Annotated in this window: 11 protein-coding genes; 3 read left to right on the top strand and 8 right to left on the bottom strand. The window is 73.2% G+C overall.

Annotated elements, in window-relative coordinates:
- The 3 genes from J5Y04_RS40210 to J5Y04_RS40200 all read right to left on the bottom strand — a co-directional run.
- A partial coding sequence (locus J5Y04_RS40210; RefSeq protein WP_209417496.1) for an NADH-quinone oxidoreductase subunit C occupies window positions 1-688 on the bottom strand: 688 nt, incomplete at its 3' end.
- Entirely contained in the window at window positions 685-1,332 is a 648-nt protein-coding gene (locus J5Y04_RS40205) for an NADH-quinone oxidoreductase subunit B (protein ID WP_209417495.1), read from the bottom strand. The genes J5Y04_RS40210 and J5Y04_RS40205, both read right to left, overlap by 4 nt.
- Window positions 1,323-1,739 (bottom strand): NADH-quinone oxidoreductase subunit A, encoded by a 417-nt coding sequence (locus tag J5Y04_RS40200; RefSeq protein ID WP_209417494.1) that lies wholly within the window; start codon window positions 1,737-1,739, stop codon window positions 1,323-1,325. The genes J5Y04_RS40205 and J5Y04_RS40200 overlap by 10 nt, the downstream gene beginning before the upstream one ends.
- Window positions 1,740-2,129: 390 nt before the next feature.
- Between J5Y04_RS40200 and J5Y04_RS40195 the strand changes: the two genes are divergently transcribed.
- The gene (locus J5Y04_RS40195; protein WP_209417499.1) at window positions 2,130-3,299 is read left to right on the top strand and encodes a sensor histidine kinase; all 1,170 of its coding nucleotides are present in this window, start codon (window positions 2,130-2,132) and stop codon (window positions 3,297-3,299) included.
- Window positions 3,300-3,493: 194 nt separating this feature from the next.
- Here the strand turns inward: J5Y04_RS40195 and J5Y04_RS40190 are convergent, their stop codons facing one another.
- Window positions 3,494-4,549 (bottom strand): S1C family serine protease, encoded by a 1,056-nt coding sequence (locus J5Y04_RS40190; protein WP_209417498.1) that lies wholly within the window; start codon window positions 4,547-4,549, stop codon window positions 3,494-3,496.
- Between the two features lie 260 nt (window positions 4,550-4,809).
- Between J5Y04_RS40190 and galE the strand changes: the two genes are divergently transcribed.
- Window positions 4,810-5,796 carry a UDP-glucose 4-epimerase GalE gene (gene galE, locus J5Y04_RS40185; protein ID WP_209417493.1) on the top strand — a complete coding sequence of 329 codons (987 nt, stop codon included), beginning with the start codon at window positions 4,810-4,812 and terminating at the stop codon, window positions 5,794-5,796.
- 106 nt (window positions 5,797-5,902) lie between these two features.
- Here galE and J5Y04_RS40180 read toward each other — a convergent pair whose 3' ends face one another.
- A complete protein-coding gene (locus tag J5Y04_RS40180) occupies window positions 5,903-8,293 on the bottom strand; it encodes a PQQ-binding-like beta-propeller repeat protein (RefSeq protein ID WP_209417492.1) in 2,391 nt (796 codons plus the stop codon).
- Window positions 8,294-8,710: 417 nt separating this feature from the next.
- Between J5Y04_RS40180 and J5Y04_RS40175 the strand changes: the two genes are divergently transcribed.
- Window positions 8,711-9,358, top strand: coding sequence for a TetR family transcriptional regulator (locus J5Y04_RS40175; protein ID WP_209417491.1), 648 nt, complete (start codon window positions 8,711-8,713; stop codon window positions 9,356-9,358).
- 310 nt (window positions 9,359-9,668) lie between these two features.
- Here the strand turns inward: J5Y04_RS40175 and J5Y04_RS40170 are convergent, their stop codons facing one another.
- The 3 genes from J5Y04_RS40170 to mqnE all read right to left on the bottom strand — a co-directional run bounded on the left by J5Y04_RS40170 (window position 9,669) and on the right by mqnE (window position 13,455).
- On the bottom strand, window positions 9,669-10,613 hold the full coding sequence (locus tag J5Y04_RS40170) for a beta-ketoacyl-ACP synthase III (RefSeq protein WP_209417490.1): 945 nt from the start codon (window positions 10,611-10,613) through the stop codon (window positions 9,669-9,671).
- A gap of 130 nt (window positions 10,614-10,743) precedes the next feature.
- Window positions 10,744-12,141 (bottom strand): L,D-transpeptidase family protein, encoded by a 1,398-nt coding sequence (locus J5Y04_RS43830; protein ID WP_209417489.1) that lies wholly within the window; start codon window positions 12,139-12,141, stop codon window positions 10,744-10,746.
- Window positions 12,142-12,291: 150 nt separating this feature from the next.
- Window positions 12,292-13,455: an aminofutalosine synthase MqnE gene (mqnE, locus tag J5Y04_RS40160; protein WP_209417488.1), complete on the bottom strand. Its 1,164-nt coding sequence runs from the start codon at window positions 13,453-13,455 to the stop codon at window positions 12,292-12,294.
- Window positions 13,456-13,510: the final 55 nt, after the last annotated feature.

Genomic DNA, 13,510 nt, shown 5'->3' with positions numbered 1-13,510 from the left:
CGGGCCCGCCCTCGGCCCCAGCCCCAGCCCCAGCCGCAGCGCCGGCACCCGCGGCCGCCCGGGGCGTCCGCGCCGCGCCCGCCGCCCGCGCACCGCGCGCGGGCCGCTCGGCGACCGGCGGCAGGGTGCCCTTGAGCGGCCCCCACTCGTTCGGGTCCGGCACACCGGCCGGCTGCATCTTGCGCCGCGCCGGCCCGTCGCCGTGGTCGGACTCGCCCGGCTCCTTGGCACCCGGCCAGGCCTTGGCGACCCGGGCGGCGAGCACGAACTCCTTGCGCAGCGGGTGGCCCTCGAAGCCGTCCGGCAGCAGCAGGGTGGCCAGGTAGGGGTGCCCGGGGAAGTCGATGCCGAACATCTCGTGCGTCTCGCGCTCGTGCCACGCGGCGCCGGCGTACACGGCGACGGCGGTCGGCAGCGCGGCCCTGTCCCGCGGCACGCGGGTGCGCACCACCAGGTGGCGCACGCCCGGGGCGTCGGCGGAGGCCAGGTGGGCGGCCACCGAGAAGCCCTCGGCCAGCTCGTCGACGGCGCTCAGCCAGTCGAAGAAGGAGAGGCCGAGCACGTCCCGGGCCGCGGTCAGCGCCTCGATCCAGTGCTCGGCGGGCACGTCGACGGTGACCAGCCCGTACGCCTCGGCGCCGGTGGCCCACTCGCCGACCGACGCCGCATACTGCTCGGCCGTGGTCACGAGGCCCCTCCCTCGACAGCGGGACCGGCCACCAGCGGGCGGCGCAGCGCGGACGCGGGCGCGGCGTACCGGCCCGGGAGCGACTCGGCGGCGATCTTCTCCTGGAGCTTGAGGATGCCCTGGAGCAGCGCCTCGGGCCGCGGCGGGCAGCCGGGCACGTAGACGTCGACCGGGATGATCTGGTCGACACCCTTGGTGACCGAGTAGGAGTCCCAGTACGGGCCGCCGGAGTTGGAGCAGGCGCCGAAGGAGATGACGTACTTCGGCTCGGGCATCTGCTCGTAGAGGCGCTTCACGGCGGGCGCCATCTTGTCGGTCACCGTCCCCGAAACGATCATCAGATCGGCCTGGCGGGGGCCCGGCGCGAACGGGATGACACCCATCCGGATGAAGTCGTGCTTGGCCATGGACGCGGCGATGAACTCGATCGCACAGCAGGCCAGGCCGAAGTTGAAGCACCAGAGGCTGTAGCGGCGGCCCCAGTTGAGGACCACCTTGACCGGGTCCGGCGCGAGCCGGGCCAGCGGGCCGATGCCGCGCCGCTCGACGGCTCCGGCTCCGGGCTGCGCCGGGTCCGGCAGGCCGAGCGGGACCGGACCGCCGGAGGCACCGTGCGCGTGCGCGTGGTTGTGCGTCACGTCCATTCCAGAACGCCCTTCTTCCAGGCGTAGAGCAGTCCGACCGCGAGGAAGCCGATGAAGACGAACATCTCGACCAGCGTTCCGGCGCCGTACCCGGCGGAGGCGAACACGGTCGCCCACGGGAACAGGTAGATCGCGTCGACCGCGAAGATCACGTACAGGAAGGCGTAGACGTAGTAGCGGATCTGGGTGTGCGCCCAGTCCTCGCCCACCGGGTCCACGCCGCACTCGTAGGCGAGGAGTTTCTCCGGCGAGTACACCACCGGCCGCAGCAGCCGGTTGGCGGTGAACGCCACGGCGACGAAGAGCACGCCGACGACGGCGAGCAGGCCCATCGCGGCGTACGCGTCGAAGTAGCCGCTGCCGACCGCCGGGTCGGCAGCGACGGCAGCCGCCTGCTGCCCCTCCATGCCACTCGCCTCCACATCGGCCGTGAGAACCACCCCACTAAGCCAGTTCTACGACGTTTCTTTACACGGTCATAACCATCGCCAATGCGTGAGTCTAAGTGCACGGCCGTGGAGCGCCGCACCCCGCCCGATCCGCAAGACGACCGGTGGACAACCCGCGGACACCGGGGCGTCCCGGCCGCCCCCCGCCGTCACGCCCCGGCGCGGGGGCAGGGGCGTGACGGCGGGGGTGGGGATAACCCCCGCCCGGGGAGACGTATCACCCCCATGGCCCCGGCGGCCCCTCACCGGGGAAGCTTGGATCATCAGCTCGACCGACAGGGACGGTAGATCCGGATGAAACCACTGCACCGCCGCGCCGCGGACGCCCTCAAGGAGCAGGACGCCCGGATGGAGCGCGCCCCGCTGTACGGCGCGCGGATGTGGCGGCAGGCGGGGCAGCTGATGCTCAACCTGCCGCTGGGCATCGCGGGGTTCGTCTTCACCGTCGTGACGCTCTCCGTCGGCCTCGCGCTCTCCGTGACCGTGATCGGCCTGCCGCTGCTGGCCGCCGGGCTGGCCGGCACCCGGGCCATGGGCGGCTTCGCCCGCCGCCGGGCCCGGTCGGTGCACGGCTCCGAACTGCGCGACCCGGAGCCGGTGCGCCGGCCCCGCCCGGGGATCACCGGCTACGCGATCGCCCACCTCACGGACGCACTGAGCTGGCGTTCGGTCCTCTACTACGTGCTGCTGATGCCCTGGGGCCTGCTGAGCTTCGCCGTGACCCTGATCTGCGTGATCATCGGCTGGCCGGCGCTGCCCTGGGTGGTGCGCGCCGAGTCCGCGGTCGACCGGATGCTGGTGGAGACCCTGCTCTCCCCCGGCGCGCTGTCCGAGCGGGTGCGCGAGCTGGAGGAGGACCGCGGCACGGTGGTCGACACCGCCGCCGCCGACCTGCGCCGGATCGAGCGCGACCTGCACGACGGTGCCCAGGCCCGGCTGGTGGCGCTGGCGATGGACCTCGGCCTGGCCAAGGAGCGGCTGCGGGAGACCGAGACGCCGGACGACGTGGCCGCCGCCGCCAGGATGGTCGACAACGCGCACGGCGAGGTGAAGCTCGCCCTCCAGGAGCTGCGCGACCTGGCCCGCGGCATCCACCCGGCGGTGCTCACCGACCGCGGTCTGGACGCGGCGCTCTCCGCGGTGGCCGCCCGCTGCACCGTGCCGGGCGGGGTCAAGGTGAACGTCGCACTGAAGGCCGCGGACGGCACGGTGGAGCGCCCCGACTCGGCGGTCGAGGGCATCGCCTACTTCACCGTGAGCGAGCTGCTCACCAACGTCTCCAAGCACTCCGGCGCCACCTCCGCGACGGTGGACGTCTGGCGCGCCGGCGACCAGCTGATGGTGCTGGTCAAGGACGACGGCAAGGGCGGCGCGGCCCCCTACCCGGGCAGCGGCCTGGGCGGTCTGGCCGAGCGGATCCGGGCGGTGGACGGGGTGTTCCTGGTGGAGAGCCCGCACGGCGGCCCGACGACCGTCACCATCGAGCTCCCCTGGCGCACCCGCGTCGCCCGCCGCTGACCACCCGGCACCCGCCCGGCCGACGGCTCCGGCCCGCCGGAGGCGCCCTGCCGCGGCCCGCGGCACCCGGCAGCACCCCCGCAACGGCAACCGGCCGGGACTTCGTCGAGGCAGTTGACGAGGTCCCGGCCGCACCCCGTACGCCGGCCGCCCGCGAACCCTTGCGCGGTGTGCGGGCGGCCGGCGCCGGTGGTCTAGGGGGTTTCCAGGGTGCCGAGGGTGACCTCGGCGGTCCTGCTCTGGCCGTCCCGGGTGTAGGTGACGGTCGTCCTGGTGCCCGGGGTGAGCGAGGCCAGCGCTGTGGTGAGCGAGTTCAGGTCCTCGACCGGGGTGTCGCCGACCTTGGTGATCACGTCGCCGACCTGGATCCCCGCCGAGTCCGCCGGGCCGCCCGCGGAGACCGCCACCACCACCGCGCCCGCCGGGCGGAAGTCCTGGTCGAAGTAGGTCCGGGCGGTGATGCCGAGCGCGGCCCGGCCGGAGTTGGTGACCTTCCCGTCCTTGATCAGCTGGTCCGCGATGCCGGTGACGGTGGACGCCGGGATGGCGAAGCCGATGCCGGGCGCGGCCGCACCGTTGGTCTCGGGCTCGGTGGCGGCGAGCGTGTTGATGCCGATCACCTGACTGTTCAGGTTGACCAGCGCGCCGCCGCTGTTGCCGGGGTTGATCGCGGCCGAGGTCTGCACCATGTTGCCGATGGTGGCGCCCGGCGAGCCGGCGCTGTTGGGCTCGGAGACGGTCCGGCCGGTGGCCGAGACGATGCCGTCGGTGACGCTGCCGGTGAGCCCGAGCGGACTGCCCATGGCCAGCGTGATCTGGCCCAGCCGGACCTTGCCGGAGTCCCCGAAGACGGCCGGTTTCAGGCCGCCCGGCGGGCTGGTCAGTCTGATCACCGCGAGGTCGGAGTCCGGGTAGCTGGCGACCAGGGTCGCGTCCAACGGCTTGGTGCTGTTGGCCAGCGTGACGGCGAAGGTGGTGGCGGTGCCGACCACGTGGGCGTTCGTGACGATGTCGCCCTTGTTGTCGTAGACGATCCCCGAGCCGAGCCCGCTGGCGGTGGTGATCTGCACCACGGAGGGCAGCACGTCGGCGATCACCTTCTGGTACGAGTCCTGGAGCTGGATGCCGCCGGCCGGCTGGGCGGACGCGGAAGCGGACGACGAGGTCGCGGACGCCGGGGAGGACGAGCCGCTGCTGCAACCGGCCACCACCAGCGCGGCCACGGCGGCGAGCGTCCCCGGCACGACCAGCCGGCCGCCGAACGCCTTGGGGCCGGTGGGGCGGGGTCCGGCCGGGAGCGGGCGGGTGTGCTCCTTCTTGCGGTTCACCTGGCTGCCTCCGATTCCCTCACCGGACAGAGATCTTTGTCAGCATTTCACCGTTATGTCCGAATCATTGCGCCGACTCGCCCGCCCCCTGCCGGAAAGCCAGACCGGCCGGGGCCCGGCGTCGGACGCCCGCCGACTCGCCCGGCACCGGCCGGAAAGCCGGACCGCCTAGGATGCGGGCCATGACTTGGTTGATCACCGGCGGTGCCGGATACATCGGCGGGCACGTGGTGCGGCAGCTCCTCGACGCGGGCGAGCGGGTGGCCGTCCTGGACGACTTCAGCACCGGCGACCGCACCCGGCTGCCGCAGGGGGTGGCCCTGATCGAGGGGTCCACGCTGGACCGGGCCGTCCTGGACGAGGCGATCCGTGAGCACGCCGTCGAGGGCATCCTGCACTTCGCGGCGAAGAAGCAGGTCGGCGAGTCGGTCGAGCAGCCCTTCTTCTACTACCGCGAGAACATGATCGGTCTGCAGACCGTGCTGGAGGCGGCCGCCGAGGGCGGCGTGAAGCGCTTCCTGTTCTCCTCCTCCGCCGCCGTCTACGGCATGCCGGACGTCGACCTGGTCACCGAGTCCACCCCGTGCGCGCCGATGAGCCCGTACGGCGAGACCAAGCTGGCCGGCGAGTGGCTGGTCTCGGCCGTCGGCAAGGCCCACGGCATCTCCACCGTCTCGCTGCGCTACTTCAACGTGGCCGGCGCGGCCTCGCCGGAGCTGTCGGACGCGGGCGTGTTCAACCTGATCCCGATGGTCTTCGAGCGGCTCACCGCCGGTCAGGCCCCGCGGATCTTCGGCGCCGACTACCCGACCCCCGACGGCACCTGCGTGCGCGACTTCATCCACGTCTCCGACATCGCCTCGGCCCACGTGGCGGCCGCCAAGCGTCTGGCGGCCGACCCGGCCGGCGAGACGGCGCTGATCCTCAACATCGGCCGCGGCGAGGGTGTCAGCGTCAAGGAGATGCTGGACGTGATCGGCAAGGTGACCGGCTACGACGCCACCGGCGAGGTCACCCCGCGCCGCGCCGGCGACCCCGCCCGGGTGGTGGCCTCCGCCGAGCTGATCCGCCAGGAGCTGGGCTGGACCGCCCGTCACGGCGTCGAGGAGATGGTGGCCTCGGCGTGGGAGGGCTGGTGCAGCCGCCACCCGGAGGCCCGCAAGAAGTAGCGGCGGACGCGGCAGGGGCGGGGCCGTGGGTCGGCCCCGCCCCTGCCGCACTCCCGTCCTGCCGCCCCGCGGCGGCCGCACCCCCGTCAGCGCGAGGGCACCCCCGTCAGTGCGAGGGCACCGCCGTTCCGTAGTAGGCGTCCAGCGCGTAGACGCAGCGGTCCTTGCTGCCGACGAAGACCTTCCCGCCGACCGCCACCGGCGAGCCGGTGAGCTCGCCCTTGGTGCCGAGCTCCCAGCGCAGCTGACCGCTCGCCAGGTCCAGGGTGTGCAGCGACTGGTCCCGGCTGCCCAGGTGGACCAGGCCGTCCGCGACGGCCGGGGAGCCGACGATCTCCCCGCGCGCGGTGTACCGCCAGCGCTCCCGGCCGCCGGCCGACTCGAAGGCGTACAGCACCTCGCCGCTGCCGACCAGCACCATGCCGTCGCTGACCACCACCGGCTCGGCCCCCTGCCGGCTGCCGGTGACGCCGCGCCAGCGGTCCCGGCCGGTGGCCGCGTCCAGCGCGTACACGTTGCCGAGGTAGTCGACGACGTACACCGCGTCCGCGTCCAGCGCGGGCGGGGTGAAGAGCACCACGGGCGCATCGAAGCGCCAGCGCTCCGCGCCGCTCGCGGCGTCCAGCGCGTACACCCGGGTACCGGCCGTCACGTACAGCACCCCGGCGCGCTCGACCGGGCGGGACGGCACGTCCTCGCCGACCGGGAACGACCAGCGCAGGCCCGCACCGCGCGGGTCGACGCAGCGCAGCCGCCCGCCGCCGTAGTAGTAGGCGGCGCCGCCGACCAGGGACGGGCCGGACTGCGGGTTCTCGTAGTCCTGCTGGGCGTCGTCGGCGCGCCACAGCTCGGCGCCGCCGGCCGCCGAGCGCAGCTGCACCCCGCCGCCCCGGACGCCGCAGCAGAGCACGCCGTCGGCGGCGTCCAGCGAGTAGACCCAGCCGTCCAGCGAGCTGCGCCAGCGCTCGGTGCCGTCCGCGACGTCCACCGTGTAGAGGTGCGGGCCGTCGGCGGCGTGCACCCGGCCGGCGTCGACGGCGAGCGCCCAGGCGACGTCCCGGGTCTTGTAGCGGCGCTGGCCCGAGGCGATGTCGAGGGCGTGCACCTCGAAGCTGGAGACGAACAGGGTGCCGTCGGCGACCACCGGGGTGCCCCAGACGTCGTTGGACATCCGGAACCGCCAGGGGCGCCAGCGGGCGGCCCGCACCGGCGGCGGGGTGGCCCGGCGGACCCAGTCGGTCTCGGCGGGCGCGGTCCCCGGCCCGGCCTGCTCGGCCCGCGGGCCCGGGCCTATCCGCACCGAGGCGCCCGGCAGCCGCACCTCGGAGCCGCTCTCCCCGGCGACGGGGGCGCGGTGGCGGCGCGGGGCGGCGAGCTTCTCGGTGGCGGCCTCGGTGTCCGGGCCCGGGAGCGCCGGGTTGGCGTGCACCGGCCCGGTGTGCGGGGCGTGGTGGCCGACCGGGTGCCGGGTGCGCGGGTCGTCCCGGACGGGACGCTGCAGCGGCACCGGCTGCTGCTGCTGCGCCACCGGCTGCGGGGGCGCGGGGGCGACCGGCGCGGGGGTGACCGGCGCGGGGGCGACCGGCGCCGGAGCCGGCAGGGGCTGACGGCGGCCGCGCTTGCGCTCGATCAACTCCAGCGCGTTGGGCGGCAGCCAGTCCCCCGCCTCGCCGGACGCGTCGTCCCGGGAGAAGAGGTGCGGGGCCAACTCGGCCTGGATCTGCGCCGGGGACGGCCGGTGCTCGGGGGACGGCCGCATGCAGGCGCGGACCAGGTCCACCAGTTCGGCCGGGAGGCCGGAGAGGTCGGGCTGGTCGCGCAGCAGCTGGAACACCGTCTCGACCGGGTTGGCACCCCGGTACGGCGGGTGGCCGGTGGCGCAGAAGACCAGCAGCGAGCCGAGCGAGAAGACGTCGCTGGCGCCGGAGACGCTGCGGCTGTCGCGGGCCTGCTCGGGCGACATGTACGCCGGGGTGCCGACCGCGACGTTGGTCATCGTGAGCCGGGTGCTGGAGACCCCGGCGGCGATGCCGAAGTCGATCACCCGCGGGCCGTCCTCGACCACCAGCACGTTGGAGGGCTTGAGGTCACGGTGGACCAGCCCGGCGGCGTGGATCGACTGCAGCGCCTCGGCGATGCCCGCCACCAGCCAGCGCACCGCCCCCGCCGGCAGCGGCCCGCACTCGGTGACCAGGTCCTCCAGGGACGGCGCCGGGACGTACGCGGTGGCCAGCCAGGGGACCCTGGCGTCGGCGTCCGCGTCCACCACGGCCGCGGTGTAGAACCCGCCGACCGTCTTGGCGGCCGCGATCTCCCGGGCGAAGCGGACCCGGAACAGCTCGTCCTCGGCCAGCTCCCCCCGGACGGTCTTGATGGCCACTCGTCGGCCGGAGGCGGAGCGCGCCAGGTAGACCAGGCCCATCCCGCCCGCCCCGAGCCGCCCCAGCACCTCGAAGGGCCCGATCCGCCTCGGATCGTGCGCCGTCAGCTGGTCCACTCCGCTGCCACCTCCCCGTTTTCCGCACCCGCCGCGGGGTGCCGGACCCGATTCTCCAATGCCGCCCTGCCCATCTCCAACCTCCCCCGCCCAGAGCCCCGCCGGGGGCGGGCGGCGGTCACCGTCCGGCCGGTGCCGCAGGAACGGCCGGATTCTGACGTCAGCTCCGGCGGCCGCTTGCGCGCGACCCCTCCGCACCCCGGCCCGAACCCCGCCCGCTGCCGTCACGCTCTGTCACCCGATAACCCCTCAGCGGAGGGGGCGTCACGCTGTGAGGTCAAAAGCACACGGGGGGGCTTGACCGGAACACGGTGAATATCCGTCCGTACTGGTTCACACCCCTATACCAAACCCCCGGGCGGAGTAATTGTCACATCACCGAATCGCGCCAAGATCGAGCCACGGTAAGCTGACGGCATGACAGGACAAGTTCGCACCGTCGACGGTCGCGTCGCCGGGCGACGCGGACAGGAGACGCGGCAGAAGCTGCTCGACTGCCTCCGCGAGATGCTCAGCACGTCGCCCTATCGGGACGTCAAGGTCATCGACGTCGCCCGTATGGCGGGTACCTCCCCCGCGACCTTCTATCAGTACTTCCCGGATGTCGAGGGCGCTGTCCTCGAAATCGCCGAGGAAATGGCCAAGGACTCCGACACCCTCAAAGAGCTGGTGGCCGGAAAGTCCTGGGCAGGGAAGTCCGGCACGACCACTTCGGAAGAACTGGTCGACGGATTCCTCGCCTTCTGGCGCAAGAACGACGCCATTCTCCGAGTGGTCACGCTCGGTGCCGCCGAAGGGGACAAGCGGTTCTTCAAGATCCGCATGACGGTCCTCAACGCGGTCGCCAAGCCGCTCACGGAAGCCGTCAAGGAACTCCAGGCGAAGGGCCAGGCCGACAAGTCGCTCGACCCGGCCGCCGTCGCCGGCTCTCTGGTCTCGCTGCTCGCCTCGGCGGCCGAGCACCAGAAGGCCTTCACCTCCTGGGGCGTCAAGGTCAAGGACCTGAAGCCCAACCTCGCTCCCCTGGTGTACCTGGGTGTCACCGGCAAGAAGCCGCCCAAGTAGACCGATCCGCCAACCCACCCATCCGCTCCGCGCGCACCCCGGCCTCCTGTCCGGGGAACGACGGACGGCGGCCGTGTCCTCGGGGGAGGTCCGCCGGCGGTCCGTAGCGCGCCAGACATGCCGGTGGGCGGGCACCCCCGCAAGGGTGCCCGCCCACCGGCATCGTGTTTTCCGGGCCGCCCGGGCGCCGGGCGGCGCTCAGGCGGCCACCAGGACCGGCCCAGGAGCCACTGAGGGCCCGCTCGGGGCCTCTCGGGGGCCCGGCCGGGACCGAGGGCCCGCTCAGGGCCCCGCAGGCCCCGCAGGCCGCTCAGGGGCAGCGGACGACCTGCCCGGCGTACGCCAGGCCACCGCCGAAGCCGAACAGCAGCACCGGGTCGCCGGGCGACAGCTCGCCGCGCTCGACCAGCTTGGAGAAGGCCAGCGGGATGGACGCGGCCGAGGTGTTGCCGGACTCCACGACGTCCCGGGCGACCACCGCGTCGGGGGCGCCCAGCTTGCGTGCGATCGCGTCGATGATCCGCAGGTTGGCCTGGTGCGGCACGAAGCCCTTGAGCTCCGACGGGTCGATCCCGGCCTTCTCGCAGGCCTGGCGGGCGAGCGGGGCGATCTGGGTGGTGGCCCAGCGGAACACCGACTGGCCCTGCTGGCTGATCACCGGATCCCAGCCGGTGATCACCACGGCGTCGCTCTTCTCCGGCTCCGAACCCCAGACCACCGGGCCGATGCCCGGCTCGGCGCCGTCCTCCTGAGCCTCCACCACCGCGGCGCCGGCGCCGTCGCCGAAGATCACGCAGGTGGTCCGGTCGGTCCAGTCGAGGGTGTCCGACATCCGCTCGGCGCCGATCACCAGGGCGGTCCGGGCCGCACCGGCCCGGATCGCGTGGTCCGCGGTGGCCAGCGCGTACGAGAAGCCGGAGCAGACCGTGTTGATGTCGTAGGCGGCGGGCGCCTTCACACCGAGGCGCGCGGCGACGGCCGCGGCCGTGTTGGGGCTGCGCTCGATCGCGGTGCAGGTGGCGACCACGACCAGGTCGATGTCGGCCGCCGTCCGGCCGCTCCGTGCCAGCGCCTTCTGGGCGGCCTCGGTGGCGAGGTCCACCAGGGTCTCGCCCTCGGCGATGTGGCGGGTCCGGATCCCCACCCGGCTGCGGATCCACTCGTCGTCGGTGTCGACCAGCACCGCCAGGTCGTCGTTGGTGAGGACCTTCGGGGGCTGGTAGTGGCCGAGTGCCACAATGCGCGAACCGCTCATACAGCCACTCAACCCGGTTACCCGCTGGTCTGCGGGGCGTGACCGGCTACAGGATCCGCGTCCGGAAGCTGTAGGAGACCGACAAGGGCCGTTGCGGCGCCTGGGCCCACCACCACGGCGGACACGACGATCAGGCGGCGAGCGAGGCCGCGTCGCCCATCACGATGACCGGGTGGGCGGCGGGATCGAGGGTGCGGATCAGCTGGGCCATCTTGTCCTCGGGTATGGAGACGCAGCCGTGGGTGGGGCCGTCGTGGTCGACGTGGATCCATATGCCGCCGCCCTTCTTCGACCCCATGGGACGGCGCGTGTCGAGCGGCGAGTTGCCGGGGACGCGGTTGTAGTTGATCGCGATCACGTAGTCGAAGGAGCCCGCCAGCTGGTCACCGAAGAAGCCCGTCCCGGAGACCACGAAGCTCGGGTCCTTGTCGTACGGGAGCTTGCCGCCCGGGTCGGCCTTGCGGCCGCCGGCGTCGGTGAGCGAGAAGACGCCTATCGGGCTGCGCAGGTCGCCCTCGTTGTGGTCGGTGGTCCAGCCGTTGTTGCCGTTGTGGCCCTGCCAGGTCTCGCCGGCCAGCCAGCGGCCCTCGGGGGTGCGGGTCCAGAGCGTGACGTTGTTCTTGTTGGCGTTCTTGTCCTGGCCGGAGGCGAGCACCACCTGGGTGGTCTCGGCGGGTATCCGGGCCGTGAAGGCGGCGCCGAGGCCCGGTATCGCGGCCACCGAACCGTCCGGGCGGGCCTCGCCGCGGGCCGCGGCGGGCGCCTCGGTCTGGCGGTCGCCGACGGCCTGGGCGGCGGCGGGAGCGGCCGCACCGGCGGGCGGGGAGGGCTGGTCCGGGCTGGAGACGCCCTCCGGACCGGGGCCGTCGGCGGTGGTCAGGCCGGGCTTGGCGGAGTCCTGGCCCACGGTGTACCAGCCGGCGGCGGCCGCGAGCAGCAGCGCGGTGCCGGCGGTCACGGCCTTGCCGGTGGTGCGCTTCTTCTTGGGCTTGCGGCGGTCGCGGCGGGCGGCCGCCCGGCCGCCGACCGGGGCCGGCTCCGCGGGCGCCGCGGTCGAGGCCGCGACCACCGGCCCGGGGGCGAACCCGGGGTCCGGGGCGGGCGCGGGGGCCGGGACCGGCGCGGGCTCCTGGTAGTACTCCTGCACCGGCTCGGCGGGGTACGACTGGAAGGGCTGGTCGTAGGCGTCATGGGCGTCGTAGCCGCCGTGGGTGCCGTAGCCCTCGTAGACCCGGCCCTCGTCGTAGGCCCCGCCGTCCCCGTAGGCCTGGCGCTCGCCGTACACCTGGCCGTGCTGGACCTGCTGCTCGTACGCCTGGTTCCCGTACGCGTAGGACTCCTGGTCCCCGTACGCGTAGGACGGCTGGATCCCGTCCGTCCCGTAGGGCTGCGGCGTGCCGTGATCCGGGTACGACGGCTGCTCGTAGACCCCGTAGGACTGCTGCGGCACCTCGTACCCCTGCTGGTACGCCGGGTCGTGCACCGGCTCGTACGGCGGGTACGTGGTGGCGCGATGGGAACCGGACATGCGGCCGATCCTGCCAAACCTACGGCCCGTTGGGAAACCCGAGGCCTGTGCGGGGCCGGTGAAGACTCCTCCGCACCGGGCGGAGGGGCCCGCCTCCCGGGCCGTGGCGGGCGACCCGGGAGGCGGGGAAAGCCGCTGGTCGGCGCCGGGTCAGAGGCGCATCGCCTGCGGGGTCTCCCGGCGCGTCAGGTCCGGGCCGTCGTACTCGCGGATGACCTCGTAGCGGGTGTTGCGCTCCACCGGGCGGAAGCCGGCGTCCCGGATCAGGCCCAGCAGGTCGTCCCGGCCGAGCTTGTTCGGCGTGCCGAAGTTGTCCGCATCGTGGGTGATCTTGTACTCGACCACCGAGCCGTCCATGTCGTCCGCGCCGTGGCTGAGCGCCAGCTGCGCGGTGGTGACGCCGTGCATCACCCAGAAGACCTTGACGTGCGGGACGTTGTCGAAGAGCAGCCGGGAGACCGCGAAGGTCTTCAGCGCCTCCGCGCCGGTGGCCATCTCCGTGCGGGCCATCAGCTTGTTGCGCACGACGCCGTCCTTGGAGTCGTGGAAGTCGTGCTGGTAGCGCAGCGGGATGAAGACCTGGAAGCCGCCGGTCTCGTCCTGGAGCTCGCGCAGCCGGAGCACGTGGTCGACGCGGTGGCGCGGCTCCTCGATGTGGCCGTAGAGCATCGTCGACGGCGTCTTGAGGCCCTTGGAGTGCGCCAGGCGGTGGATCCGCGACCAGTCCTCCCAGTGGGTGTCGTGGTCGACGATGTGCTGGCGGACCTCCCAGTCGAAGATCTCGGCGCCGCCGCCGGTCAGCGACTCCAGGCCGGCGTCGATCAGCTCGTCCAGGATCTCGTCGGCCGGCAGGCCGCTGATCTTCTCGAACCAGTGGATCTCGGTGGCCGTGAACGCCTTCAGCGAGACGTTCGGCAGCGCCGCCTTCAGCTCCCGCAGCGAGCGCGGGTAGTAGCGCCACGGCAGGGTGGGGTGCAGGCCGTTGACGATGTGCAGCTCGGTGAGGGAGTCCACCTCCATCGCCTTGGCGAGGCGGACGGCCTCCTCGATGCGCATCGTGTACGCGTCCTTCTCGCCCGGCTTGCGCTGGAACGAGCAGTAGGCGCAGGACGCGTTGCACACGTTGGTCATGTTGAGGTGGCGGTTCACGTTGAAGTGGACGACGTCGCCGTTCTTCTGCGTCCGCACGTGGTGGGCCAGGCCGCCCAGCCAGGCCAGGTCGTCGCTCTCGTAGAGCGCGATCCCGTCCTCGCGGGTCAGCCGCTCACCCGCGTAGACCTTCGCCTCCAGCTCGCGCTTGAGCCCTGCGTCCATGCGGTGCCCCGCCTCCTCCGACTTCGAATCGTTGCCGGAACGAGCGTACGCCTAT

Source organism: Kitasatospora sp. RG8, assembly GCF_017813315.1.
Taxonomy (GTDB): domain Bacteria; phylum Actinomycetota; class Actinomycetes; order Streptomycetales; family Streptomycetaceae; genus Kitasatospora.
The sequence above is the reverse complement of the archived record's forward strand: the minus strand, read 5'-3'. Positions and strand labels throughout refer to the sequence as shown.

What these genes read in the sequence shown, in the direction of transcription:
- galE (WP_209417493.1), top strand. Translation starts at nt 4,810, where the DNA reads ATGACTTGGTTGATCACCGGCGGTGCCGGATACATCGGCGGGCACGTG.
- J5Y04_RS40170 (WP_209417490.1), bottom strand. Translation starts at nt 10,613, where the DNA reads ATGAGCGGTTCGCGCATTGTGGCACTCGGCCACTACCAGCCCCCGAAG.
- J5Y04_RS40175 (WP_209417491.1), top strand. Translation starts at nt 8,711, where the DNA reads ATGACAGGACAAGTTCGCACCGTCGACGGTCGCGTCGCCGGGCGACGC.
- mqnE (WP_209417488.1), bottom strand. Translation starts at nt 13,455, where the DNA reads ATGGACGCAGGGCTCAAGCGCGAGCTGGAGGCGAAGGTCTACGCGGGT.
- J5Y04_RS40205 (WP_209417495.1), bottom strand. Translation starts at nt 1,332, where the DNA reads ATGGACGTGACGCACAACCACGCGCACGCGCACGGTGCCTCCGGCGGT.
- J5Y04_RS40195 (WP_209417499.1), top strand. Translation starts at nt 2,130, where the DNA reads ATGGAGCGCGCCCCGCTGTACGGCGCGCGGATGTGGCGGCAGGCGGGG.
- J5Y04_RS40200 (WP_209417494.1), bottom strand. Translation starts at nt 1,739, where the DNA reads ATGGAGGGGCAGCAGGCGGCTGCCGTCGCTGCCGACCCGGCGGTCGGC.
- J5Y04_RS43830 (WP_209417489.1), bottom strand. Translation starts at nt 12,141, where the DNA reads ATGTCCGGTTCCCATCGCGCCACCACGTACCCGCCGTACGAGCCGGTG.